We start from the raw sequence: 24,390 nt of genomic DNA, 5'->3' as shown, positions 1-24,390 counted from the left end.
CGGCAGAAACGTATTTCCAGCCTGGCCGCCTACCAGCCCATCGCCATCAGCCATTCGTTCAGCCTGCGTTCCCGTTCGCGCAGCTCCGTCTCCCCCGTATATTTGCCCAGCTGAAATTCACCCTGAATATTGCCGTCCAGCATGTACAGCACCTTATCGGTCTGCGCCGCCACCTTCGCATCATGCGTTACCATCATTATACTGGTGCCTTCACGGTTAATCCGGCACAGCTCCTCCAGCACTTCCTTCGCCGCCTGGGAATTGAGCGCCCCCGTCGGCTCGTCGGCGAACAGCATGGTCGGTTCATTGATCAGCGAACGGCAGATACAAGCCCGCTGCAGTTGACCGCCTGAGACCTCGGTAATATCATGGCCCGCCAGATCAATAATGTTCAGCTTACGCATCAGCCGGTCAGCATGCTCGTTCACCTGGGTGCGGGTACGGGTGCTGCCCTTGCTCCTCAGGCTCTGATAGCCTGCCAGAATTATATTATCATAAACCGACAGATTGCCGAGCATGACCATTTGCTGAAAAATAAAGCCCATCTGCGTAAGCCTGATTTCGGCCATTTGCTTATCGCCTAATCCGTCCAGCTTCTGCCGGTCGAAGATGACTTCACCGGCAGTGGAGCGGTCCATTCCGCTGACGGTGTACAGGAGGGTGGATTTTCCCGAACCGGACGGACCCATAACCGATACAAATTCGCCTTGCTCCAGGGTGAAGCTGATATTCCGCAGCACATGGTTTTGGGCTTTGTTGACAATGTAAGTCTTGCACAGATTTCGAACCTCCAGAACAGCGCTCATAGCGTATTCCCTCCATTTATATCGTTTCCACTGTGTGGGATTATTTTATTCCATGTTCATATTCCAGACCTGCACCCGTTTAATTTGCCCGCAGCTGCTGTAGACGGCAAGCACTACTACTGTCAGCAGCAATGCCGGATACAGCAGATAGACCTCCAGAGGCGCGATCGCAAATTCCAGATGTGTGATGCCGAACATCCGGAAGATTACCGCGAACATGCGCTCACCCAGCAGATTGGCCGCAACCACCCCTACCGCCAGGGAACCTATCATCAGGAACAGTATGCGCAGCATCTGCCAATGCCGGATTTGCCCGCTGGTGAAGCCCAGGCTCTTCATCACGGCGATGCCCCGCACTTCCTTGGCGATCAGCAGCCGGACGAACAGGCTGGCAATGAAGAAGACAATCAGGCACACAATGCCGATCAGCAGCGCCTTGACGCTCTGCAGCCGTCCCATGAAACCGCCAATTACCACGGACAGCATATCTTCTCCGCTTTTTATTTCCAGCTCGGACAGCTCCTGCTTCATTTGCGCGATCAGTGCGGGCTTCTCTTTGGCCGGAGCTTCAAGGGTCCCGCCGAATTGATAACTGGTTACCGTCTGCGGAACATACTCCTGAGACACCCGCACCATATAGCCCTCATTGGAAATGGTCTGAAAAATGCCGGTGATCAGAAACGTGCTTCGTTTCCCGTCGATCTCAAACACAATACTATCCCCGGGCTGTTTGTCATAGTTCTCGGACATGATGCTGGTAATGGCAATTTCATTCGCCAGCTGCGGGCTGACCCCCTCCAGATATAAATGCTCTGCCGCCGGCTCGCTCTTGATGCCGCCGATATTCCGGCTGTCTTCGCCGTCATCCGAGATGTACTTCGTCACGAAGGTATAGTCCACCGACAACGCTGCCGGGTAATCGTGTTCCTGAAACACTTGCTTGAGACGCTCCATTTCCTGATGCACCACAGACAGCGGAACATCGGCAATCTCGCTCTTGGTGTAGAAATCCGCCGGTGCGGTGCCGAAATACTGAATGAAGGATGGCGTGGATATGGTATGTATCAAATTAATCGGGATAATCATCACCGCCGTGCTCAGCACCACCGTAACAATCAGGGTCGTGTAGCTGCGCAGCTTGCCCAGCACGTCGCCCAGCGCCAGCGCTACCGTTGGTGGCAGGATTCTGCTGCGGTGCAGCCGGATGACCCGCGATTTGCCGAACCGCTCTCCGGTATGGCCCAGCCTGATGGCGTCGATAGCCGAGGCTTTGCTGATTGCGCGCATACACTGCAGGCAAAAGAGCAGGATGATGACCACAGTCACCGCTACGCTGCCTGCTGCGACTGCATCTCCAGCAAAGCTATCTGGAACAATGATGTACTGGGAGATACTGCTGGACATCGCCTGGGTCAGCGGCATTTGGAGAAACAGACCGACAACTCCGCCAGCCGAGGCGAGCACCAGATATTTGACCAGATACAGCCGCTTAATACTGAAATTATTGAAGCCTATCGCCTTCATGATGCCGATGCTCCGGTATTCATCCTGCAGGGTCGATACGATGGTGAAGCGCAAGGTGAGAAATGCAATGCAAATCAGAAACAGGCTGATAGCCACAATCAATGCGGCGATAATCCGGTCCGTGAGAAAAGAGGCGTTGACCAGACTTTTGTCAATCTCGAAGCTGACCGGAATATCCGTCTTCGACAGGGCTGTAGACAACCCCCCGCCCGGCGTGCCCGCCGCAGCCACAAAGCTCCACAGCTTGGTCAAAGATTCGGAAGCCACCGCATCCCGGATGGATGTGAAATCTTCTGCGGATATGATCATTCGTTTAATCGTCAGCAGATCGGACCCCAGGTATGCATCCTTAAAGAATCCGGATACGGTAAAGGTTCTGGTGACGCCCGCAAGACGTAACTCCATCACATCACCGGTTTGCAGTCCAGTGGCGTTTCCGATGCTGACCGGCAGAGCAATTTCTCCCGGTTTCACGGTCAGACTGCTATTATGTTCATTAAAGACCAGGTTGACCTTCTCCGGAACGGTGGACAGCAGCAGCCCGACATTGGTGGATATTGCCTTGCGCCCTTCCGGCAGACCGATTTGTTTGGCCAGAACATTAATGAGCTGCTGTGAATAGACCGCCTGAATGTTCTGCTGCCCTTCCGTCCAGGCGCTGATGGCGCTACCCGTCTCAGGATTATCCGCTGTCGTGATAATGAGATCGGCAACGTTACTCTTGTCAATGAAACTGTTAATCGCCGTCGAGGTCGTGTACAGCAGATTGGTGCCGCTTGCCACAAGCGTCGAAGCCAGGATGACCAGCACCAGCAGTACCAGGTTCATCGTTTTCTTGCGCTGCAGATCTTTCTTGAGAATCTTCAGAAACATGTATGTAGCCCCTTTCCTTATGCTCTGAAGCGATTATAACGGGACAGTTATTAAATAATCCTTAACTATATAAGTTAAACTTAAGATTAGGGCTGAATAAGGCTGGAAAGTGAATTCGGCAAAGCTATGGACTTCCGTCCGCTGCCGATTCCGTTCCTCGTTACCCGATTTTCTGATGAATACCGCTAATTGCTGTAAAATCCGCTGGCAGCCAGCTCTGTCCGGCTCTGTATAGTTATGAGGAACGAAAAGCAACCCCTGTTCGCGGACGTAGTTGGAAAATCGTCACTTAATTTGACCTACATAGAGCATAATCAGACACTTAGTTGGATTTCCGCAACCTAATATGGGTGAAAAATAGTAATCTCATCAATTTCGACCATATTAAGTGGCGATAATCGAATTAGATTGCTGAAATCCGTAATTCAGACTGAAATAGTGTGCGAAAATCGAACTAATTGCTGTGAACGATATATTTTCAGCAGCTTAAAACGATGACAGTTCGTGCTTCTGGTATCCGCTCTACTGCGGAAAGCCATCGGGCGGAGGCGGGAAACGCAACTAGCGGTATTAATCAAGAAATCTAGCGGCGGGAAGCGACCGGAAGTTCAAATGTACGCTGGCGAGAGATTGAACGTAAACATTATTTCGCCTATACCAAAAGAGTGTCCGGCAAGCCGCGTGGGCGGCTGCAGAACACTCTTGTAAGCAAGCATCAGATGTCTCCCTGTGCTTAAGCCGGGCCATTGAATTAACAACGCTCCAGGCCGCCTCTAAACCGGCGCTCGGTTACTCCCCTGCACCGGAGAGTCTCTCCCCGGCAAATTCATAGAACGCCTGCGCATTCTCCCATTCCGGGAACCCGGCCTGGGCCAGCCTGTCGCTGCCGCCGCCCTTGCCCTGGAAGGCACCCAGCTCGGCTTTGAAGAATGCCCCGCAGGAGAAGCCGGCCTGCCCGCTGTGGGCCAGCACCGCTTTATTCTCTGCTGACGAGAGCAGCAGCACGGGCAGATCGGTCAGCGCCGTGAGCTTCGCGGCCAGGCTTTGCAGCTCCTTCAGCGACTTCGCTTCGAAGATGCGGCTGAGCAGCCCGGCGCCCGGCGCAAGAGCCGCCAGCAGCTCCTTCGCGGCATAGCCGTCGTTGGTCTCCCTGAGCTCGGCCAGTTCTGCCTCCAGCCGCTTCTGCTCCTGCTCCCACTTCTCGATCCGGTCTATAATCTCATCCTTGCCGGTGTTGTACTTGGCTGCCAGGACGCCAAGAATCCGCGACTGGTCATTGAATTCGCGCAGGGCGCGGCCTCCGCATTTGAAGGTCACCCGCACATTTCCCTTCTGCTTATCGGCGCGCAGCAGCTTGATCATGCCAATCGCGCCCGTGGCGGATACATGGGTACCGCCGCAGGCGTTATATTCTATACCCGCAATCTCGACGATCCGGAAATTCTCCGTAACCTTGGGCTGCTTGGCCAGCGGCAGCCGGGCCAGCTCCGCTTCACTGACGAAATAGCTGGTGATCGGATGATTGCGATAAATCTGCCGGTTTACCTCCGCTTCCACCGTGGCCAGCTGCTCCGGCTCCAGCTCCGGCAGGGCGATATCAATCGTGGCATAGTCCGCTCCCAGATGGAAGCTTAACGTCTGTGCTCCGAATGATTCGCGGAAGACCGCCGAGAGCAGATGCTGGCCGCTGTGCTGCTGCATATGATCGAAACGGCGCTCCCAGTCGATGGTACAATGCACGGCTTCTCCGACCGGGAGCGCAGCTTCCACCAGGTGCAGCACTTCTTCGCCCTCCAGAATAACATCCAGTACAGGCACGCCGCCGATTTGTCCGGTGTCGCAGGGCTGGCCTCCGCCGTGCGGGTAAAGCGCCGTTTCGGCCAGCGTTACATATTCCTTGCCTTCTCTTTGCAGACTTCCGGTGACTACCGTCTGCCATTCCGCTATATCGGCCGATTCATAGTAAAGCTTCTTCGTCATGGATAGCATCCCCTTCTGATGGTTGCGGCCGGGCAGCGCCGATCCGCCGCTCCATAATTACATATTCTTTGCCGCCTTTATGGAAGCTTTCCCCTGTAGGGGCAAGCCCGAACTTCGCATAGAACCCCGCTTTATTGCTGCGGGCGTTGCAATATATCCGCTCTGCTCCACCCGCAGCCGCCGCTGCAAGCACATACTCCAGCAGCCGGGTACCATAACCCTTGCCCTGCTCAGCTTCCAATGTAGCGAACTTGCGGAACTGTGCCTCCTCGCCTTCGCGGAACAAAGACACGACGGATACCAGCCGTTCTCCGTCCAGCAGCCCGTAATGCTCTGCTGCATCATCTCCGTCAATGCGCACATATTCGGGCTCGCGCTCCGGCCACATGACCTCATGCCGAAGCTTCCAGGCAGCTTCTTTACTTACCAAATGGATATTCATTTAACATTCAACTCCATGGATTGTTATCTCTCGTATTAGTGTAGCGTATCCCAAATCTGCTTGCCGATCAGCACAAGGGTCACGGTAATGAACAATGGCCGAATATAAGCGGCCCCCTTGCGGATCGCGAGCTTCGAGCCGACGAGTGCGCCGATAATCATCGGAATGCCGATCATCAGTCCATAGACGAAGCTCACAGAGCCTACGAATATAAAGGTCAGCAGACCGGAAATATTACTGGCAAAATTCAGCACCTTGGCATTGCCGGCGGCAGTCACAAATTCAAAGCCCATCAGCAGAAAGGCAAAGATCAGGAACGACCCGGTGCCCGGTCCGAAGAAGCCGTCATAGAACCCGATCACGAACGCGGCGAGCATCCCGATATAACGTGTTCTTCTGCTGTCACCGGAGTAGGTGGAGACGTCGCCCCAGGATTTTTTGAAGAGTGTATACAAGGTAATGGCTATCAGCATGACGATCACAAGCGGCTTCAGAAACTCGGAAGGCACCTGACGCACGGTGAGTGCACCGCCTACCGCACCGATGACCGATAAGGGAATCAGTCTGCCGACTGCCCGGAAGTCGATTTTGCCCGACCTCAGAAAAGACGCCGTGCTCGTCAGGGAACACAGTGTTCCCGCGAGCTTATTGCTCCCCAGCAGCAGAGGGACGGGAATGCCCGCCGCCAGCAGTGCCGGGATGCTGATCAGGCCGCCGCCGCCGACCACGGAGTCGATCAGCCCTGCCAGAAAGCCGCAAATAATCAGAAGGACAATAATACCCGTACTCATTTGGTCCATTTCCTGCAAATCCCCTTGCTATGTATTTCAGAGCTTTCATGCAGATTCAAGCATACACAATTTTGCAGGATCAGACCATATTAAATTGCCGGTAACCTATTCCCAGCCCAAACTGAAGAACCACTCTCCCTGTCTGTGCTTGTCCAGCGCCAGGCGGTCATGGAGGATCAGGTTATCCGGCAGACGGTCCAGCGGAAACCAGCGCAGATCATCGCATTTCTCCGGCTCCATATTCCGGGGCTCACCCGCCCAATCCTTGGCAGTAAAGAAGAAATCAACACGCTCCGATTCCGCTGTCCGGACCTGCATCACACAGACCATTCTCAAATTATCCCGCGAAATGATCACTCCGCATTCCTCCTCTGTCTCCCGGATGGCGGCCGAATGAACCTCTTCTCCCCGCTCCAGCCGGCCTGCAGGCAGGCCGTATTCTCCGTCGTGACGCCCTGTATTTCTGCGCCGGAGCAGCAGAATACGTTCATCCTGTATCAGGAATACATGCACAACGCTCAATAAATAACCATCCGCCAAAATAGCCCCTCCTGACATTCAATTTACGCCTCCATCGAACTGGCGTTCGCAATACACTTATATTATACCAACTGTCCTTTATTGAAAAGACTATATCTTCCCCGATAACTTTGTATTATTATTTAATACTTTTTTATTGTTTTACGATATTACGCATGTTATATTGGATTAAAATCATGAACAAGCGAGGGAGTTAGAATGGGACGTGGAACCACACTTTTTTTGAAGGCAGCCGTCATTGTGATTGGATTACCGGTGCTGGCGCTGTGTATCTTTATTGTGCCGCAGATTGCCGGTTTTGCCGCAGAGCTGTATCCCGAACACAGTTATCTGAAGGTTCTGGTCGCCGCCGATTTGTATGCCTCGGCAGTGCCGTTCTATTATGCGCTATACCAGGCCTTCAAACTGCTGGGGTATATCGACAGGAACGAGGCTTTCTCGGAGCTGTCCGTACGGGCGCTTACAACGATTAAATATTGTGCAATCGCCATCAGCGGCTTAATTGCAGCCGGCATGCCGATCTATTTTCTCATGGCCGACAAAGACGATGCCCCAGGGCTTGTGGCCATCGGGCTAATCATTATCTTTGCTTCACTGGTGATTGCCGTGTTTGCCGCCGTTCTCCAGCGGCTGCTGCAGCAAGCGATTGAACTGAAATCCGAAAATGACTTGACGGTCTGAGGTGAGAACGATGGCGATTATTATAAATATTGATGTCATGCTGGCTAAACGGAAGATGAGCGTAACCGAGCTCTCGGAGCGGGTGGGAATCACGATGGCGAATATGTCTATATTGAAGAACGGCAAAGCCAAGGCTGTCCGTTTGGCAACGCTGGAGGCCATTTGCAAAGCGCTGGATTGTCAGCCCGGAGACATACTGGAATACCGGAGCGACGACGTACACTAGAATGGCAGCGGAAGTGCCCATGCACGGGCGCCAGCCATCAGGTTACAGCACAAAAACGGCGGAGAACCGCCGTTTTTGCGTTTTCTATGAAGCTCACAGGCTACTTGTACCGGTTCTCCTCGGTTTTCTTGTAAGTGGTTTTGTCGTCGCTTAGCGCTTCTTTACGCACGTCGAGCTTCTTTTGCTCCATCTGCTGTGCCTGCTGGCTGGTAACCGGAGTGTGGGCGAGCTCTTCCACCGTATTGATCAGATTCTTGTCGGGCTTCATGTCATGATCCATGTTGCTTCCTCCTTTTGCTAATAATTGATATCGTCAGTTAGTGTACCGGAGGAGTAAAGAGATTATACCTTAGATAACAAAAGAAGGACGGACAATGCGGAGAATTCTCCGTTTGTCCATCCTGTTCTTCTGCTCTTGCTTCTATTCTTCCGAATCCACGTTATGATACACCTGCTGTACGTCGTCCAGATCTTCCAGCGCGTCAATCAGCTTCTCGAACTGCACGGCAGCGTCGCCGTCCAGGCTGACATAGTTCTGCGGAAGCAGTGTCAGCTCGGCTACTGTGAAGTCCGTGACTCCGGCGCCGCGCAGCACCTCTTGCACGGCATGGAACTGATCCGGCTCGGCATAGACGATTACCGCCTCTTCCTCTTCCAGCACGTCGCGAACGTCAATATCCGCTTCGATCAGGAGCTCCATCACCTCATCGGCCGATTTGCCTTCGAGACCGATGACGGCAGTCGGATCGAACATGTACGTTACCGAACCGCTGACGCCCATATTGCCGCCGTTCTTGGCGAACGCGGAACGCACAAGCGGTGCGGTACGGTTCACATTGTTAGTCAATGCGTCCACGACAACCATCGAGCCGCTTGGCCCAAAGCCTTCATAGCGCAGCTCCACATAATTCTCGTCCCCGGCGCCTTTCGCCTTCTCCAGCGCACGGTCAATGATCGCCTTCGGCACATTGTAGGTTTTGGCGCGCTCCAGCACCACCTTCAGCGCACGGTTGGATTCAGGATCAGGCTCGCCTTTCTTGGCGGCCACATAAATTTCCACGCCGAATTTGGCGTAAACCTTACTTGTATTAGCGTCCTTGGACGCCTTCTTTTCTTTAATATTATTCCATTTACGGCCCATAGTTTCGCGCTCGCTTTCCGACTTGATTTATAAACAATCTGCTTTATTATACCTCTGCGGGACAACTCCCGTAAAGTGCGGCACATTCCGTTCACAAATCAAGCAGTGCCAGCAGCCGCTGCGCACCGACGGCCTGAACAAGCAGCGGGATGCGCGGCCCTTCCGTCTGCCCCAGCACCAGCTGGTAAATGACGGAGAAGAAGCGCTTATGGTTCTGCTTCGAGACTCTGGCGTCTTCTACGCGGCAGATGTCGTAGACGGCGGCCATCAGTTCCCCTTCAGGCATGGGCTCAGCGCTGAGCAGCCCGCATAGCTCCTTGAGCCACCCCTGCATTTCAGCGTCCAGCGAGGCAAAGAGCACTCTGTCCGGCTGCCCGTTCACCGTAATGAGCTTATGCGGTGCCCAATGGCGGAGCCAGTAGCCGGCGCGGGCTGTCACCGCCTGGAAGCTCTCTTCGCTGAAGCTGTCTCCGCTTCGCTCCAGCAGCTCCCGCGTCAAGTCCAGATCGAAGTTCACCAGCGGCAACAAGGCCGCAACCTGGCCGAATGCCGGAGTACTTCCGCCGTTCCCGGCACTCAGCGACAGCTCCACCGCCGTCCGCAGGTCATCCTGCAGTGGTCCGCCTGCATAGGACTTCAGGTACCGCTCGTATTCCAGATAATTGCGCAGCACATCGTCATCCAGGCCGACCGTAAAGGCCGCAGCGGGCTGGTATTTGGCGAATAGAAAGAGAATATTGCCGGGAGCATAAATTTTCAGCAGGTCGTCCGGAGTATAGTTGTGCCCGGAGGAGCTGGACATTTTGGCATAGCTCCCCTTGATGCTGATGAAGTCATAGGGCTCATATACCGGCGGTGCATGGCCGAAGATCCGTTCCGCGATTACCGAAGCGATGGCGTAGCTGCCGTTGGCCGTAGAGTGGTCCCGGCCCCCGGGCTCGAACACCACCTCTTCCACACCCCAGCGCATCGGCCAGTCGATCTTCCACTGGAGCTTCAGGTTGCCGGCCTGCGGAACATGCAGCGTGTTGTAGCATCCGCATGTACAGCTGTAGATTAAATTGAGCGATTCTTCGTCAAAAGCATGTACGGTTGTCGTGTCCTTGCCGCAACGCTCGCAGTAGACGTTAACCGGATAGTAGGCTTCTCTCTCTTCGGCGCTGCGCTCTCCTGTCTTGTAGTCCATCAGGATATCATAGATTTCCTGCCTCGCCGACAATGCGCGCAGAATTCCATGGGTGTATCTGCCGCTGCGGTATTCCCGGCTCTGGTAGATGAATTCGGGAGTAATGCCGAATACGGCAAGCGCCGCTTCAAATTCCCGTTCGTAATGCTCCGCGTATGAGGCATGGTGGCCGCAAGGACAAGGCACCTGGGTATAAGGCAATCCAATATATTGGGCATACCCCGGATCAATACCGGCCGGCACCTTGCGGAACCGGTCATAATCATCCCAGGAGAAGATAAAACGCGCCTGCTTTCCTTGCTTCCGCAGCGCCTCTGCCACAAACCAGGTTGTCGCTACCTCGCGGAAATTCCCGATGTGTACCTGCCCGGAGGGGCTGATACCCGAGGCGCAGACGAAGGTTTCACGCTGCGGATGTTCGGCGATAAGCCGGGCGGCTATTTTTTCGGACCAATGCATAATGTGCACCTCTGTTTCCAAGTAGTAAATTCAAAGCAAATGCAAAAAAGCCCCCGCCCCCAAGATTGTCATCTTGAGGACGGGAGCTTATGTAAGCGCCGTGGTACCACCCCTGTTCGTGCCCATGTCGCCATGGTCACCTCTTCGGGTACGGCCATTACGCTTATACCCTAGCTCTGTAACGGGAGCGCCCGTCATAGCATCCTTGGGCGCCGCGCGGTTGCCCAATTCCGTATGAAGCTCGGAGACTTTATTCGTTAAGCGCACTGCTGCTCTATTTCACCAAGGTTAGAGCTCTCTGGGAACAACGCTGCTTACTTACTCTTCTCGTCATAGCTTGTGGTTCATGCGGTTGTCATCTGCTTGCTTGTTGCTAACACTTTGTAACTTGCATTGAATTGTAAACCGGATCGGCGGCTATTGTCAACCGCAGAATAAGAATTCTGACCGGATTCCCCCGCAATTCCCCGATGCTGCTGCAGCCCTGCTATACCGTCCGGTCCAGGTTGACAATGAATTCAGGTCTCGTCACGTACTCCATATACGCAGTCTTGCCGTTATAATCCAGATAAGCCTGATAACGCGTTCTTATGGCCGGCGCTGTAATCAGATTTAACACTTCATCCTTGTCTACCCAGCGGCTGTCTGTCGTTTCGTCGGACGTGGTCAGCTCTCCACCGGTAGGCTTGCAGGTGAAATCCAATATCACTTTGGTCGGGATATCGGTTATACCGTCGATGCCCTTGTACACACACGTATTGGAATATACACCGACCAATGAAGATACGGTTACATCGATTCCGCTTTCTTCCTTGATTTCACGAACCAGCGCATCGGTCAGATTCTCTCCGCTTTCTACTTGTCCGCCGGGGAACACCCAGCCGCCACGCATGGTTTGGACCAGCAGAATCTTCCCTTCGTCCGATTCCACTAACCCCCCTACCGCTACAATATGAACCGGCCATGCCATGCATACAACCTCCTATTAGTTTCCATTATGGAGTAGGATATATATGTATTCTGTGTATATTTTATCATGCAGGCCAGGGGTGTATTCTACTGATATTATGCTGACAATACACTGACGGGTCATGCAGGGTAAATAATATCAAAGGAGGTGTAGCATATGGTTAAAGTGCTTAGCGGATTGGGCTGTCTGCTGTTCGCAGTTGCTTTCATCGCAGGGATCGTTGCTGGCAGCCATTATGGCGACGGCGGCTTTGCCTGGAGCTTGTTGCTTGCATATTGGGTAGGGGGAGCCATGTCGGGCTGTTTCTTCCTGTTTCTGTCGCGGGTGCTGGAGAATCTCGAATATATGTCCGAGAGATTGTACGAAATGGAATCCCGTATGGTGAAGAAGGATGCTTCTTCCTGAATACGTATGGGCTGAAGAGTCCTTTATTAGGATAGCCGGGTAAAAAGAACAGCCGTCCCTGAACGGACGGCCGCAATTAAACCCATATCTCATTAGCCGTCTCAATAACCAGACGGATCTTGTCCCACTGCTCTTCTTCCGTCAGGATGTTGCCTTCTTCCGTGGAGGCGAAGCCGCATTGCGGGCTCAGGCATAGCTGGTCGATGGGGACCACCTCGGCGGCTTCGGCAATCCGCGCCTTCAGCTGCTCCTTATTCTCGAGTCCCCCGTGCTTGGTAGTGACCAGACCCAGCACGACCAGTTGGTCCCGCACATGGCGCAGCGGTGAAAAATCGCCGGAGCGTTCATTGTCGTACTCAAGGAAGAACGCATCGACATTCGCCTCCCCGAACAAGGTCTCGGCGATTGGCTCATAGCCGCCGGCGGCAAACCAGGTGGAGCGGTTATTGCCGCGGCATACATGCAGCGCAATGGTCATATCCTCCGGCCGCCCGGCAATACTCCCGTTGATCAGCCCAACATAGTCGCGTGCCAGCTGATCGGGGTCAATGCCGCGGCTGCGGAGATAGGCACGGTGCCGGCCGCTGCACAAGGTGCCCCATGTAGTATCATCAAGCTGCAGGTAACGGCAGCCTGCTTCATAGAATGCCTGGATCGCCCTCCGGTACACGGCAATAATGTCGCTGTAGAGCGTTTCCTTGTCCGGGTAGACAGCATTGCCGTTATGATCCTGGACAAAATGAAAGAGCGCGGGCGAAGGAATGGTCATCTTGGCCGGTGTGTCACCGGCCATCTCCTGCAGCTGGCGGAAGTGGCCAAGCATCGGATGGTCGCCGAAGCCGATTCTGGATGCGATCCGGAAGCTCTCGGCCCGCTTGGCGCTATCTTTGGCTGCGCCCGGTGAGTGCAGCGTAATCTTCTCCGTGCCTTCCACTCCCCAGAAGAAATCAAGATGCCACCAGGAACGGCGGAATTCGCCGTCCGTCACCGCCTGCAGGCCCAGCGCTTTTTCCTGCCGGACCAGCTCCGCAATCTCCGCATTTTCAATTACGGTAAGCTCTGCAGCCGATAGCTCCCCCGCTTCATACCGGCTGCGCGCTGCTTTGAGACCTTCCGGGCGCAGAAAGCTGCCGACGATATCATAACGGAACGGCGGGGCGCTGCGTTTGGTTCCGATCACTGGATTACTCATACTTCCCTCCTGCTGCACTATAATAGGAATTGATTGAGATTGAAGGAACTGCCGGTTACGAGATCATTCAGGATCTCGATATACGCGGACATAATCTCGCTGGGCTTGCGGTCTTTATGGGCGATCCAGCCCACAGTGAACATCTCGCCGCTGTCGTAAGGGACCGTTACCAGCCCGTTGCCGTTCAGCGCGGAAGCGAGAATGCCGGTACCTACGGTGTAGGCGTCGCTGCCCAGAAGCAGATTGGTCAGTGTGGCCCGGTCCGTCACCTGGATATTCTTCTCGATCTGTGTGAAGCTGAGCATTTCCTCCGAGAAATGCAGCGAGTTATTGTCTCCCTGTTCAAAGGTAATGTACGGATAAGGCAGCGTGTCTTCTTCCGCAATCATTTCCTTGACGGCTAATGGATGTCCCGCCCGCACATAGACATGCGGATTCGTGTTGAACAACGGCGTGAATTTCAGATTGCCGTCGCTGAACAGCTTGTTCATCACTTTATAATTACTCTCGCTGATATAAAGAATACCGAGATCGCTTCGCAGTGTCCGTACATCCTCGATTACCTCGTAGGTCTGGGTTTCGCGGAAGGAGAAGCGGTACTCTGCAATTCCGCTTTCGTTCATGAGCTGCGCAAAGGCATCTACCGCGAACGCATAGTGCTGCGAGGAGACCGAGAAATAAATCGCACTGCGCTTCTTCCCGGTATACCGGTTCTCCATGAAATCGGCCTGCTCTATGATTTGCCGGGCATAGCCCAGAAACTCCATGCCTTCCGCCGAAATGCTGATTCCCCGGTTCGTCCGCTCAAAAATCGTTATCCCCAGCTCGTTCTCCAGCTCCTTAACCGCATTGGAGAGGCTCGGCTGTGACACAAAGAGCCGTTTGGCCGCTTCGTTCATCGAGCCGCTGTTGGCAATTTCAATGGCGTAACGGAGCTGCTGTAAGGTCAACCCTGTCCCTCCTTCTCATTCGCCGGCACTTGTCCGTATGATCCGATAGTTATCGTAGCATATAACCCGGCGCCCATCCAGAAGTGAGTTAATTAACAACGCGGCATGCTGGATAGTGATAGACTAAATGAATTCGTTATCAAATTATAGCTTAGATCCGGAAGGAGAACGAATATGACGTTTACCCATAGCCTAAAAGGTGTCTGGTCCTTGTTTATCGGGTATCTGCTGCTCTTTGTATTGAATTTCCTCATCCCCAGCGATAATCCCGGACCAGGATCAAGAATGTGGCTGTTGCTGAGCCTATGTACAGTGATTATCAGTGTGCTGCTTCTGATCAAGCATAAACTCCCCACGAAACGGCAGATCCTGTTCTCCGTATTGTTCGCTGCAGCAGTCTTTGTGGCCTACATTAACCTATCCGTCTTCAACATGATAGAAACCAGTATCCTTACTCTGTTAGCTTCGCTGGCTGTGTTCAGCACCTTCAACAGATTCAGCGAAGGCAAGCTTCTGTTTCTTAACAGCAAGAACAGGCGCTCCGTTGCAGTGAGTCTGCTAACAGGTGTAACGGCAGGTGTGCTGCTCGGTTACGTCAATTTGCTGATCGGCGGCAACGCTTCAGGCGATTTCAGCCCCAGACTGCAGTATTTCACCGTGGCCCTAAGTCCGGCTATATTTGAAGAACTCGCCTTCCGCACCTTGTTCTATGCCTTATGTCTCACGCTGCTGAACGGCAGAATCGAAACCAAAGCCCAAAGGCTCACCGTCATGTTTATGATGATTATGCCGCATGTGCTGATCCATACGCCGGACATCTTTATTAACGGGGGCGTGATGTCGGGAGTTGTTTCCACTACGGTTCTTGCCCTGTTATTCGGCCTGCCCTTTGCCCTGCTGCAGCAAAAGCGCGATATCGCCTCCGCCATGCTCGCCCACGGGATTGTGGATGTCATCCGCTTCTGTTTCGCGGGCCTTCCCATATAATCTCTAGTTCATCTGTTCTCATTAAAAAGCATGTAAATAACAAAGCGGCAGGTCTCCAATTACCGGAAGCCTGCCGCTTTAATGTCTATTTCACTAATGGTGTCTGCCGACACCCCCGCCGCTGCTGGCATTGCCGTCACCGATTCTCCGGTTGCGGAGTGAGACTCTCAGGCTGATGAACAGGAGACCGATCAGGAAGAGTCCGACAATCCGCAAGCCCTGCCCGGCGGTAACAGGCGGAACCTCCTGTCTGATAACCGGCTCCGTGGATTCCGGGCTTACCAGCGCCGCAGCCGCAGGCACAGCCGCTGCTTCCGGCTTTGCCTCATCCATTCGTTGGTCTGCACGGGCCAGCAGAAAGGAATAGATGGCATTAGCCGTTGCCGTCGCTCCCTCCGCATATTTCCGCTGGGCGAAATAAGGCTCCATCTCCTGGTCCAGGATGTCTCCGAGCAGGCTGTTTGTCAGGCTGCCATCAATATTTTTTCCCTGCAGCACATGGTAATTGTCGCCACCGATGTCCAGTACGATCATCACGTCGGAGGGTCCGGCATAGACCGAAGCAAATTTGGCATAGGTATAATCCTGGAGCGTTTGCTGGCCCGGATTGGTAATGGTAACGACATAGACCCCGCTGCCTGTAGTTTCCCTGTACCGGTTGCCCGACTGATTGAGATAATCTTTAGTCACCTGCTTGAACAGGCCGGCGTTATCTGCCACATAGGTCCTGTTTCCGGTATGGGTACCCGGCTCCCCGCCTAGACTGCGGATTAACGTATTATAGGTCTTGCGCGCACCGGCGCTGTACTGCTTCTTGGCAAAATCAGGCTCCAGATCGGCAGCCAATATCTGTGCCAGCTTCGCATCACTCAGGGGCTCCGTCAGCCCCTTGCCCTGCACAGCCCAGTAATTGTCATCCTCCACGGAGAGCAGCAGCAGGACACCGTTGTTCAGCGCAGCGTTGCCTATACCCCAGCGGTTGAACAGGGCGTTGGCAAACTCCTGCATCGGCATGCCGTTCGTGGACTTCACCGTGGCCAGCACCACCTGCGCCCCGGTATCCCGGTGCAGGCGCACCCCTTCATGGACCAGCGCATTCTCCGTCTTCAGGTCGATGACGTCCGCGAAATCATTGACATAGAATGCTGCCGTATGCTCCGGAATGCCATCTGCAGCCGCCGTACCGGCTGCCGGAATCAGCAGGCAGACCAGCATGGCTACCAGCGCGAATACCGTAAACTTTTTATTCATAACCATCCTCCGGCCTCGTAAATTCCCTACGTATATATCGGTTATATCGATCATTTCAGGGAACTGTTGCAGTAACAGTTTGGGGTCATTGGGGCCTCCGACATGATATACAGCGGGGACGCTTGTCCCAGCCATTACGCAGGTGGGTTGCAACAGAAACTATGATCATCTGAATCTCTGTATAGTAAGATTATATTCAGATTGGCGCTTGAGTTGTCCATGTTGTTCCATTATTCTAAAAAAAAGATAAAATCCGAACCGTTCGAAAGAGAGGCTATGCCATTGAACCCCGTTTTAGTCATCGTAGATATGCAAAATTTGTTCCTGCAAGACCACAAAGAGGCCTGGAAGATCAGTGAGGCCTGTGAATATATCAATCATGTTGCCGGACTGCTCCGTTCGCAGGGCCATCCGGTCATTCATGTACAGGATATGGAAGGCGTATCTGAGGATACGTCGCCGGAAGCCAGAGACATTATTCCCGAAATCCACGTTGAGCCCGGCGATCTCCGGGTACCGAAGGAATTCTCAAACGCCTTTTGGCAGACGGACCTTGAACAGGTGCTGCATGAGCATAAAGCCGGGCTCGTTATTATTGCCGGATTTGCCGCCGAGCATTGTGTGACCTTCACCTGGAACGGGGCGCTGGAACGCGGCTTCAAGGCCGCAATCCTGCACAATGGAATCTGCAGCAGCCAGCCCGAAGCGATCAGCGCAATCTACCGCGACCGGCAAATCGTTTCTTATTCCGTCATCGAATATATAACCGGAGTGGTGTAAGTCTCTGGTATGTACTTCTTCGCTTCCCCGTTAACATGAACAAGACTCAGCCTGCGGCTGAGTCTTGTTTGTTATCTCAAGCTAGAGTAAGCAACTTCTAGAAATTGAAGTTATCCGGGTCGGCACCAATCCGGCGGTTAACGTTCAGGCTGTCGATTTGCGCCATTTCTCCGGCGGACAGCTCAAAGTCGAACACATCGGCATTTGCAGCAATCCGCTCAGACTTGATGGATTTCGGAATGGTAACAATGCCGCTCTGCAAGTCCCAGCGGATGATGACCTGCGGTATACTCTTTCCGTGGGCGTCCGCAATCCGCTGCAGCAGTTCGTTGTCAAGAAGCTGGCCCTGAGCCAGCGGTGCCCAGGCCTCAATCTGAATACCTTGTGCAGCGCAGTATTCCCGCAGCCCGGTCTGGCTTAACAGCGGATGCAGCTCCACCTGGTTAACCATCGGCTTAACCTTGGCTTCGCCCAGCAGGTCTTCCAGATGATGAATCTGGAAGTTGGAGACGCCGATGGAACGCACCTTGCCGTCCGCATACAGCTTCTCCAGCGCCCGCCAGGTGTCTTTGTACTTCCCTTTTACCGGCCAGTGCACGAGATACAGATCAACATAGTCCAGGCCCAGCTTGCTCAAACTTTGTTCAAAAGCGGACAGTGTGGATTCATATCCCTGGTCGGAGTTCCATACTTTGGTCGTAATGAACAGTTCCTCCCGGCTGACGCCGGATCCGCGGATGGCCTGGCCTACGCCTTCTTCATTCGCATAGAGGGCAGCCGTATCTATGCTTCTGTAGCCTGCCTCAATGGCGGCCTTTACCGAGTCAATGACCTCTTGCCCTTCCTTCACCTTGTACACGCCCAGTCCCAGCCAAGGCATGTCTACACCGTTTGCCAGCCTGGTTGTCGATTGCAGATTCATGTGTATTCGCTCCTTCATATTCAAAATGTATAATCATAGAGTTCGATAATTGCCACTTAATTTCATCTACATCGATTGAACTAAAGATTTTTGTGTCGGGATTAGCCGTGACGCAAGTAAACAATTGGACTTCCGGTCGCTTCCCGTCCGTAGATTTCTTGATTTATACCGCTTGTTGCGGTTCCGGCCTCCGCCTGATGGCTTTCCGCAGTAAAAGCTGATAGGCGAAGCACGGGATGTCATCGTTTTAAGCTGCTGTAATGTAGATCGTGATTATCCTCCACACAGGTCAAATCAAATGGCGATTTTCAAACTAGAGTTTGCCTTTCAGAAGCCATCAGCCGCAATGAAATAACAAGCTCTTCATGACCTCACTAACCGCTGCTAAGCTGCTAATTGCAGTTTCTACAACTATATCCACCTAAACAGGCCGTTTCCCGGCTATAGTTGCATTTCGTGCATCTATTTTCTTGCTTTAAGGCAGTTTGCTCCCAATATGCTGATTATAGTTGCACAAAATACATCTATCCTTCAAAAATGGGTGCATACCTAACAAATAGTTGTACGAAATACATTTATCCCTGTTGAATAGGGGTTGCCTTTCGTTCATCATACCTAAACAGAGCCGGATAGAGCCTGCTGCCAGCGAATTCAACAGCACCTAGCGGTATTCATCTGGAGAACGGGAGTGGGCAGCGTACGGAAGTCCATAACTTAATTCACTTTCCGGCCTTATTCAGGCTAATCTTAAGTTCAACTTGTATACATCGAGATCTTCACCGAATTAATTGGACAATCGCCACTTATATTGAGCTAAAATTAATGATCACAGCAAAATCGTCCATATTAAGTGGCGAAAATCGAACTATTGCCTGGATCAATGGGGCAACTGAACCTTTCACTGGACTTCTCGCGGAGCTTTCCCGTGACTACGGGTAATTAGCGCCAACCATGTATAATACACTCCCGCCTTTTGGGCATTGTTCCTTTGCCCAACTTACACACTTATATAAACAATTTACTAGAACAGGGTGGCCGGAATTAGCTTACGCCCGCCCTTAACGAGCGTGGATTCCAGCATTTCTCCCTTCTCGCCGCCGAAATACAGCTGCCAGTACACGCCAAACCGCACGCTGACGTCGTTCTTCACCAGCTCCGGCGGTGTGACGATCAGCCACTGGAACCGCAGCGCCCGGGAAATCTCGAAGACCGGGTCCAGCACGTTGTTCGAGACCATCTCCCCGAACGGATTGTCGTACAGCAGCACCGTCCAGCCCTTGTTCTCGCGGTTGACGCGTTTATGCGTCATAATCATCATCGCCACCAGCAGCTGCACGGACTGGCGTTGACCGCCGCTGCCGACCGCCTCATCCAGCGCCCCGCGGTTGATGACTTCCCAATCGGAATAGTGATAATCTTCCGGGGCGGCATAGAGAAAATAATTTTCCGTCACCGGCTTGTATACCTGCAGCACCGGAAAGCGGTTCTGCAGGGCGGTATACACGATGCGTCCGTCATTCACCAGCTCTCTCACAACAGCCGCCGGGACCTGTTCAATCTTCTGGTATTTCTCCAGCAAGGTACTGATGCAGCGGTTGAAATAGTCACTGACAAGCGGCTCGATATCCTCCGTTGACTTAGGGACGCTGAGATTCTTGTAGTTCAGCCTGACCAGCGGAAAGGCGTGCCCGTTCTCATTATGAATGATCATCCGCCGTTCCATACGCTTCAGAATATCAAGAATCTGCACGACCCGCTTGGCGGCCCGGCCGCTCCACATCATCCGCGACAGCTCCATGCCTTCCTTGTCGCTGCGGATACTCTCAATCTGGTCGCGCGAGCTCTGCAGCATCGCTTCCAGCACTTGATGCGCAATCGGGAAATCCTCCCAGTGCACGGTGCCCAGCCGGTCCTGGAGCTTGCTCTCCAGCTCACGGTTCCAGCCGCTGGCAGCGATCTTCTCCAGCAGACTGTTCTTCTCGTCCAGCACTTTACGGGTGATCTCGCTGCGGGCTGCCTGGCTCGCCTTGCTTCTCTGCAGCCACTCGCCCACGGCAGCTTCACAATCCCCGCGCACCTCTGCCTGCACTTCTTCCGGCACATCGCGCAGCAGAACCCGGCCTTCGGTGTGCAGCTCCATCATCTTACTGTGGCTGCTCAGGCTGTGCAGGCTGCGCTCCATACCGGCCAGCGCCTTCTTGGCTTCGCCTGTCCGGTAGTCGTTGTCCCGGCTGCGGCGGAGGATTTCTTCCTCCTTGCCGCCGAGCGGCCCGCTCCACTGCTCAGGCGCGCGCTCGTGCTTCTCCTTGATCGCCTTCTCCGCTTTGTTCATTTCCTTGCGCAGATGATCCAGCTCTGTCTGAGCGCGGATATAGCCTTCGCGGAGTCCCTGGTAATCCTCGCCCAGCGCAGCGGTCTCCTGCTTCTGACGGTTCCGGGCGGCCAGAATGGCCTCCGGCGTATCCTGCGGCTCCGGCAATGAACGCCAATCGGAAGCGGCTTGCGCCAGCTCAGCCTCCAGCTCATCCTTCTGCTCGCCGGCCCGCTTGATATTCCCTTCCCTCGTGCGGATCTCCAGCTCGTTCTGGGTCAACGACTGCTGCAAGCTCTCCAGCGTGCTGAGCAGTTCCTTCAGCCTGCTGCCGGCTGCAGAAACGGCTTCCCCAAGCTCCGTCCCGGCTGCTGCATCGGCCTCCATGTCTTCCTCATCCGCCACCGCAGCTTCCTGCTCGGCCGGAAAGGCAATCTCCGGCAGCCAGCTCTGCAGGCGCGGGAACAACGAATAACGCGTATCGCCGATCCACTGCTCCCGCTGCTTGCGGATGCCCTCCATCTCCGAGCCCAGCACCTCCAGCTGCCGGTCTGTACCGGCGATATCCTTAGCCAGTCTGGTCTTCTGCTCCACCGCCGCCTGCTTGTCCTTGTAGTCCCGTTCCTGGCGTGCGGTCCGCTGCTCCCACTCACGCAGCGCCTGGATGCGTTCTGCCAGTTCGGCCTTCTCCGCCTCCGCCTCTGTCAATTGCTGCTGCGCAGCCTTCCATTCCGCTTCATTGCCGCTCAGCTCGGCATTCAGCCGCTCCATCTCGGCGAGCAGCTCCTGATGCCCAAGCTCAAGCACGCGCAGCTTGTCCCGCAGGTGCTGCGAGTGCTCGCTTTGGTACAGCCGCTCCGCCTCCTGCTGCACCGCCTTCAGCTTCGCGAGATAACCCTCCGCTTCGCGCAGCTCTTCTTCCTGCTCCTTCAGCCTGGCACCGCTGCCGCGCTTCCATTCCCGGAAGCGCTCCGGCTGGAGCGCAAGCTGCCGGCCTTCATCCGCCGGCAGCAGGAACGCATTCCCGCCGGAGACGGCCATTTCCTCGCGCACGAAGAGCGGCACCGGCGCTTTCAGCAGAGCCTCCGCCAGCAGCTCCGGCTGCAGCTTGTCCGCCTCGCGCCGGGTCAGGATCAGCCCGTAAGGCAGCAGCGGCTGGCGCGCCAATTCTTCCTCGCGCACGGAATAGGGCAGGTCATTCAAGTAGGCGCTGCCTAGCATGGAGCTGATCTTAAGCTGCTCCAGCCGCTCCTTGACCGTCAGCAGGTCTGCATTCGGCAGCCAGTAGGCCTCCTGCTGCAGCTCGACATCCATCAGCAAATGATAATACTCCCGGCGCAGCTTCTTCACCTGCTGCAGCGCATCTTCGCTGCGGCGGATCATCCGCTCTGCCGCAGCCGCCTTCGCTTCAAACAAGCCGGTGGCTCCATACTGCTGATGCTCATCGTACAGCTCCAGCAGCACCACCAGCTGGGACCACAGCTGCGACTCCCGGGCGAGCTGCGCTTCCAGCCGCGACTTCAGCTCTTCGATCTGCTGATTGCGCACCGTAAGCCTGGCGCTGCCATCCGCCTCCGCTTTGTGCAGCGTCAGCCGCCGTTCCTCGGCGGCCGCACGCTTGCCGGACCCTTCCACCAGCCGCTCCACATTGCTGCGGACGGCAAGCAGTGCACGCTGCAGCGCGGCGGCCGGGGCCCCGGCTGCTTCATGGCCGTACTTCGCGGCGAAAGCGCCGGCTTCCTCGCTGTACTGCCGGATCGCCGGCGTCAGCTCGCCGATTCGGCCGTCAAGGCTGCCGGTCTCCAGCAGCAGCCGCTCCCTGACCTTGCGCAGGCCGGCTTCCTCGGCCTGCAAGGCCTCGCGGCGGTCGCTGAAGCCCTGCTGCTCCCGCCGCCATAGCCGGGAGACGGCCGACCAATGCCCGGCCAGCTCTTCCTTCGCACCGCGGATGACCTGCTGGCGCTCCTTCATCTCCAGTGACCCTTCAATGGCTTCGATTTCCTTCCGCCACTGGTGGATCTGCCGCAGCACGCTGCTGCGCTTGGCGAGATAGAAGGACGCTTCCAGGGTCTTCTCCTTCGCCTGCGAATCCTCCAGCCGCTGCTTCGCCCGCAGCTGATCGCCGCTGATCCGGTCGTACTCTTTCTGCTTGTCGTCGTACTCCTCTTTGCTGCGCAGATATTTCAGATTGTCACTCTCGAAGCGCAGCTGGCGGGACTCATGCGCCAGCTCCGTCAGCTCCCGCAGCTTTGCGGCTTGACCGGCTTCCGCCGCAGCCAGCTCATCCAGGATCACCGTATAAATCTGCCGGCCCAGCCGCTGCGTGTCACGGTAGCCTTCCTCCACCTTCATCCCCTGTCCGGCCAAAGCATACAGCGGGGCGGCATAATCCGTAAATTCGGCAAACGCCTTCTCCCGCTGTTCCAGCATCGGCAGACGCTGGGCTACGGTGGCTGCGTCGATGAACATTTTGGGCAGGGAGCCTTCGTCTTCACGAAGACCTTCGCTGAGGCCGGCCCCGATCTCGGGAATAATCAGCTTCTCGAACAGATTGTGGTTGGTAAAGGCGTCGTTCTTTTGAAAAAAGCCTTTGATGCCGCCCTCTTCACCATTAATCTTCTTCATATTGCGCCATTCCCCGATATGGATATCGCGTTCGGCCAGATAAGCGTAATATTTCTTCAAATCTGCGCTGCTGCTGCCGTAATAGATGAAGTCATTGCGCCGCTCCCGCACGAACTGCTGCACCGTTTCGAATGGAACCGGCGCTCCCGACTCATGGTTATAGAGCGGCAGGGTCGAAAGCGTGAGCTCGGCATGCTCGTCGTAATCCATCAGCGTGTACAGCAGGTAATCGACCTTGACCTCCAGCTGGTCGGCCGAGCTTTGCGCAGTCATTGCGATGCCTGTCGTCATATATTCCGCACGGTCGCTGTTGTCGAGCCGCCACTCGATGGCGACGTGGAAGGTATAGGGGCGGAGCTGCTTTTTATGGTTATGGAAGAAGGCCTCCACCTGGTTCTCGTTGTCCTTGCCCCACGGTGTCTTGGGGATGAGCAGCTGGAAGATGGACTGCAGCAGGACTCCCTTGCCCCCGCCGTTCATGAGTGTAATCAGTGTGTTGGCAGGGCCTTCCTCGTTACAGAGGTCCAAAATCATATCATCGTACTTCTTCAGCATCTTCTCATATTTCAATCCGGCAATGCGGATACGTTCAATACGCGGCATCCTGTCCCGCCTCCTCCCCGCTTAACGTTCGCGCAACGAGCGCGCGCAGCTCCTTGTACCGGTCCACGTCATGGTACAGGTACCGCATGCGCTCATATAATTCCTCCCGCGGAAAAATCCGCTTCTCGCTCTCGGAAATGAACGCCAGATGCTCGTCCTCCAGCAGCTTCATCGCTTCATGAATCAGACCGAGCCGTGAGCCGGCGCCCCGGGACAGGGTGTCGCCTTCCTCCTGGCTTTTGGTCTGCATATACAGGCCGCTCCATACTTTATGCATGCCTTGCACATCCAGCCGCCACTGCTTGCTGAATGATCCTTCGCCGTCCATCCCGATCCAGGCCTGAAACAGTGCAGACACCTGGTCCGCCAGCTGGATGTACGACAGGCTGTCCGCGCCGGGCTTGAAATGCCGCTCATCCTGGTCGATCTCTGCCAGGAATACGAGAATAATAATGTTAATGATATGTAAATGCGTCTTCCGCTCCACACGCGTATACTTGCTGCGCAACTGGGTGAAGTTCGTGGCGAAGCCCGAGCCGAGCGGGTTGACCAGCAGATGCAGACGGTGGCCGGAGTTCATAACGCGGAGGCCGCCTTCCTTGGCGATGTATTCCAAGGCTCCATAGGCGCCGTTATCCTGCAGGCATTCGGCCGCGGCCGGATCATCAAGGGGAATCACCTTGCGGCGCAGCAGGTCGAAGAACAGCCGGGAAGCCAGCTGCACTTGCTCTATTGAATAGCTCAT

The 24,390-nt window shown here is 54.8% G+C and carries 21 protein-coding genes; 5 read left to right on the top strand and 16 right to left on the bottom strand.

The window, feature by feature from the left end:
* Window positions 1-29: 29 nt before the first annotated feature.
* From F1379_RS21760 to F1379_RS21735, 6 genes are all read right to left on the bottom strand, one after another.
* Window positions 30-806: an ABC transporter ATP-binding protein gene (locus F1379_RS21760; protein ID WP_150273899.1), complete on the bottom strand. Its 777-nt coding sequence runs from the start codon at window positions 804-806 to the stop codon at window positions 30-32.
* 45 nt (window positions 807-851) lie between these two features.
* The gene (locus tag F1379_RS21755) at window positions 852-3,203 is read right to left on the bottom strand and encodes an ABC transporter permease (protein WP_150273897.1); all 2,352 of its coding nucleotides are present in this window, start codon (window positions 3,201-3,203) and stop codon (window positions 852-854) included.
* A gap of 789 nt (window positions 3,204-3,992) precedes the next feature.
* Window positions 3,993-5,183, bottom strand: coding sequence for an alanyl-tRNA editing protein (locus tag F1379_RS21750; RefSeq protein WP_150273895.1), 1,191 nt, complete (start codon window positions 5,181-5,183; stop codon window positions 3,993-3,995).
* Window positions 5,161-5,625, bottom strand: a complete 465-nt coding sequence (locus tag F1379_RS21745) for a GNAT family N-acetyltransferase (RefSeq protein WP_203457154.1) — start codon at window positions 5,623-5,625, stop codon at window positions 5,161-5,163. The genes F1379_RS21750 and F1379_RS21745 overlap by 23 nt, the downstream gene beginning before the upstream one ends.
* Window positions 5,626-5,660: 35 nt before the next feature.
* On the bottom strand, window positions 5,661-6,425 hold the full coding sequence (locus tag F1379_RS21740; protein WP_150273893.1) for a TSUP family transporter: 765 nt from the start codon (window positions 6,423-6,425) through the stop codon (window positions 5,661-5,663).
* 96 nt (window positions 6,426-6,521) lie between these two features.
* Window positions 6,522-6,956, bottom strand: a complete 435-nt coding sequence (locus tag F1379_RS21735) for an NUDIX domain-containing protein (RefSeq protein WP_150273891.1) — start codon at window positions 6,954-6,956, stop codon at window positions 6,522-6,524.
* Between the two features lie 198 nt (window positions 6,957-7,154).
* Between F1379_RS21735 and F1379_RS21730 the strand changes: the two genes are divergently transcribed.
* Entirely contained in the window at window positions 7,155-7,637 is a 483-nt protein-coding gene (locus F1379_RS21730) for a DUF2975 domain-containing protein (protein WP_150273889.1), read from the top strand.
* A 10-nt stretch (window positions 7,638-7,647) separates the two neighbouring features.
* Complete coding sequence (locus F1379_RS21725; protein ID WP_150273887.1) at window positions 7,648-7,863, top strand: helix-turn-helix domain-containing protein; 216 nt, start codon at window positions 7,648-7,650, stop codon at window positions 7,861-7,863.
* 100 nt (window positions 7,864-7,963) lie between these two features.
* Here F1379_RS21725 and F1379_RS21720 read toward each other — a convergent pair whose 3' ends face one another.
* The 4 genes from F1379_RS21720 to F1379_RS21705 all read right to left on the bottom strand — a co-directional run bounded on the left by F1379_RS21720 (window position 7,964) and on the right by F1379_RS21705 (window position 11,619).
* The gene (locus tag F1379_RS21720) at window positions 7,964-8,143 is read right to left on the bottom strand and encodes a hypothetical protein (RefSeq protein WP_150273885.1); all 180 of its coding nucleotides are present in this window, start codon (window positions 8,141-8,143) and stop codon (window positions 7,964-7,966) included.
* A gap of 141 nt (window positions 8,144-8,284) precedes the next feature.
* A complete protein-coding gene (locus F1379_RS21715; RefSeq protein ID WP_150273883.1) occupies window positions 8,285-9,004 on the bottom strand; it encodes a YebC/PmpR family DNA-binding transcriptional regulator in 720 nt (239 codons plus the stop codon).
* A 91-nt stretch (window positions 9,005-9,095) separates the two neighbouring features.
* On the bottom strand, window positions 9,096-10,649 hold the full coding sequence (gene lysS, locus F1379_RS21710) for a lysine--tRNA ligase (RefSeq protein WP_150273881.1): 1,554 nt from the start codon (window positions 10,647-10,649) through the stop codon (window positions 9,096-9,098).
* Between the two features lie 487 nt (window positions 10,650-11,136).
* Window positions 11,137-11,619 (bottom strand): NUDIX hydrolase, encoded by a 483-nt coding sequence (locus tag F1379_RS21705; protein ID WP_150273879.1) that lies wholly within the window; start codon window positions 11,617-11,619, stop codon window positions 11,137-11,139.
* A 156-nt stretch (window positions 11,620-11,775) separates the two neighbouring features.
* On the opposite strand from F1379_RS21705, the gene F1379_RS21700 reads away from it, so the two are divergent.
* Window positions 11,776-12,024: a hypothetical protein gene (locus F1379_RS21700; RefSeq protein ID WP_150273877.1), complete on the top strand. Its 249-nt coding sequence runs from the start codon at window positions 11,776-11,778 to the stop codon at window positions 12,022-12,024.
* Between the two features lie 76 nt (window positions 12,025-12,100).
* On the opposite strand, the gene F1379_RS21695 is transcribed toward F1379_RS21700, so the two are convergent.
* Complete coding sequence (locus F1379_RS21695; RefSeq protein WP_150273875.1) at window positions 12,101-13,216, bottom strand: 5-methyltetrahydropteroyltriglutamate--homocysteine S-methyltransferase; 1,116 nt, start codon at window positions 13,214-13,216, stop codon at window positions 12,101-12,103.
* 17 nt (window positions 13,217-13,233) lie between these two features.
* Window positions 13,234-14,166 carry a LysR family transcriptional regulator gene (locus tag F1379_RS21690; protein WP_150273873.1) on the bottom strand — a complete coding sequence of 311 codons (933 nt, stop codon included), beginning with the start codon at window positions 14,164-14,166 and terminating at the stop codon, window positions 13,234-13,236.
* Window positions 14,167-14,340: 174 nt separating this feature from the next.
* Between F1379_RS21690 and F1379_RS21685 the strand changes: the two genes are divergently transcribed.
* Window positions 14,341-15,153 carry a CPBP family glutamic-type intramembrane protease gene (locus F1379_RS21685; RefSeq protein ID WP_150273871.1) on the top strand — a complete coding sequence of 271 codons (813 nt, stop codon included), beginning with the start codon at window positions 14,341-14,343 and terminating at the stop codon, window positions 15,151-15,153.
* Between the two features lie 93 nt (window positions 15,154-15,246).
* On the opposite strand, the gene F1379_RS21680 is transcribed toward F1379_RS21685, so the two are convergent.
* The gene (locus F1379_RS21680; RefSeq protein ID WP_162551234.1) at window positions 15,247-16,404 is read right to left on the bottom strand and encodes a TPM domain-containing protein; all 1,158 of its coding nucleotides are present in this window, start codon (window positions 16,402-16,404) and stop codon (window positions 15,247-15,249) included.
* A 276-nt stretch (window positions 16,405-16,680) separates the two neighbouring features.
* Between F1379_RS21680 and F1379_RS21675 the strand changes: the two genes are divergently transcribed.
* Window positions 16,681-17,184, top strand: a complete 504-nt coding sequence (locus F1379_RS21675; RefSeq protein WP_338046722.1) for a cysteine hydrolase family protein — start codon at window positions 16,681-16,683, stop codon at window positions 17,182-17,184.
* Between the two features lie 97 nt (window positions 17,185-17,281).
* Here F1379_RS21675 and F1379_RS21670 read toward each other — a convergent pair whose 3' ends face one another.
* The 3 genes from F1379_RS21670 to F1379_RS21660 form a co-directional block, all read right to left on the bottom strand.
* On the bottom strand, window positions 17,282-18,124 hold the full coding sequence (locus tag F1379_RS21670) for an aldo/keto reductase (RefSeq protein WP_275262647.1): 843 nt from the start codon (window positions 18,122-18,124) through the stop codon (window positions 17,282-17,284).
* Between the two features lie 1,003 nt (window positions 18,125-19,127).
* The gene (locus F1379_RS21665) at window positions 19,128-23,645 is read right to left on the bottom strand and encodes a coiled-coil domain-containing protein (protein ID WP_150273865.1); all 4,518 of its coding nucleotides are present in this window, start codon (window positions 23,643-23,645) and stop codon (window positions 19,128-19,130) included.
* The gene (locus F1379_RS21660) at window positions 23,632-24,390 is read right to left on the bottom strand and encodes a DUF6063 family protein (protein WP_150273863.1); all 759 of its coding nucleotides are present in this window, start codon (window positions 24,388-24,390) and stop codon (window positions 23,632-23,634) included. Before F1379_RS21660 ends, F1379_RS21665 begins: the two co-directional genes overlap by 14 nt.

This window comes from Paenibacillus tepidiphilus, from assembly GCF_008635795.1.
Lineage (GTDB): Bacteria > Bacillota > Bacilli > Paenibacillales > Paenibacillaceae > Paenibacillus_AQ > Paenibacillus_AQ tepidiphilus.
This window is presented reverse-complemented; position numbering and strand designations above follow the sequence as displayed.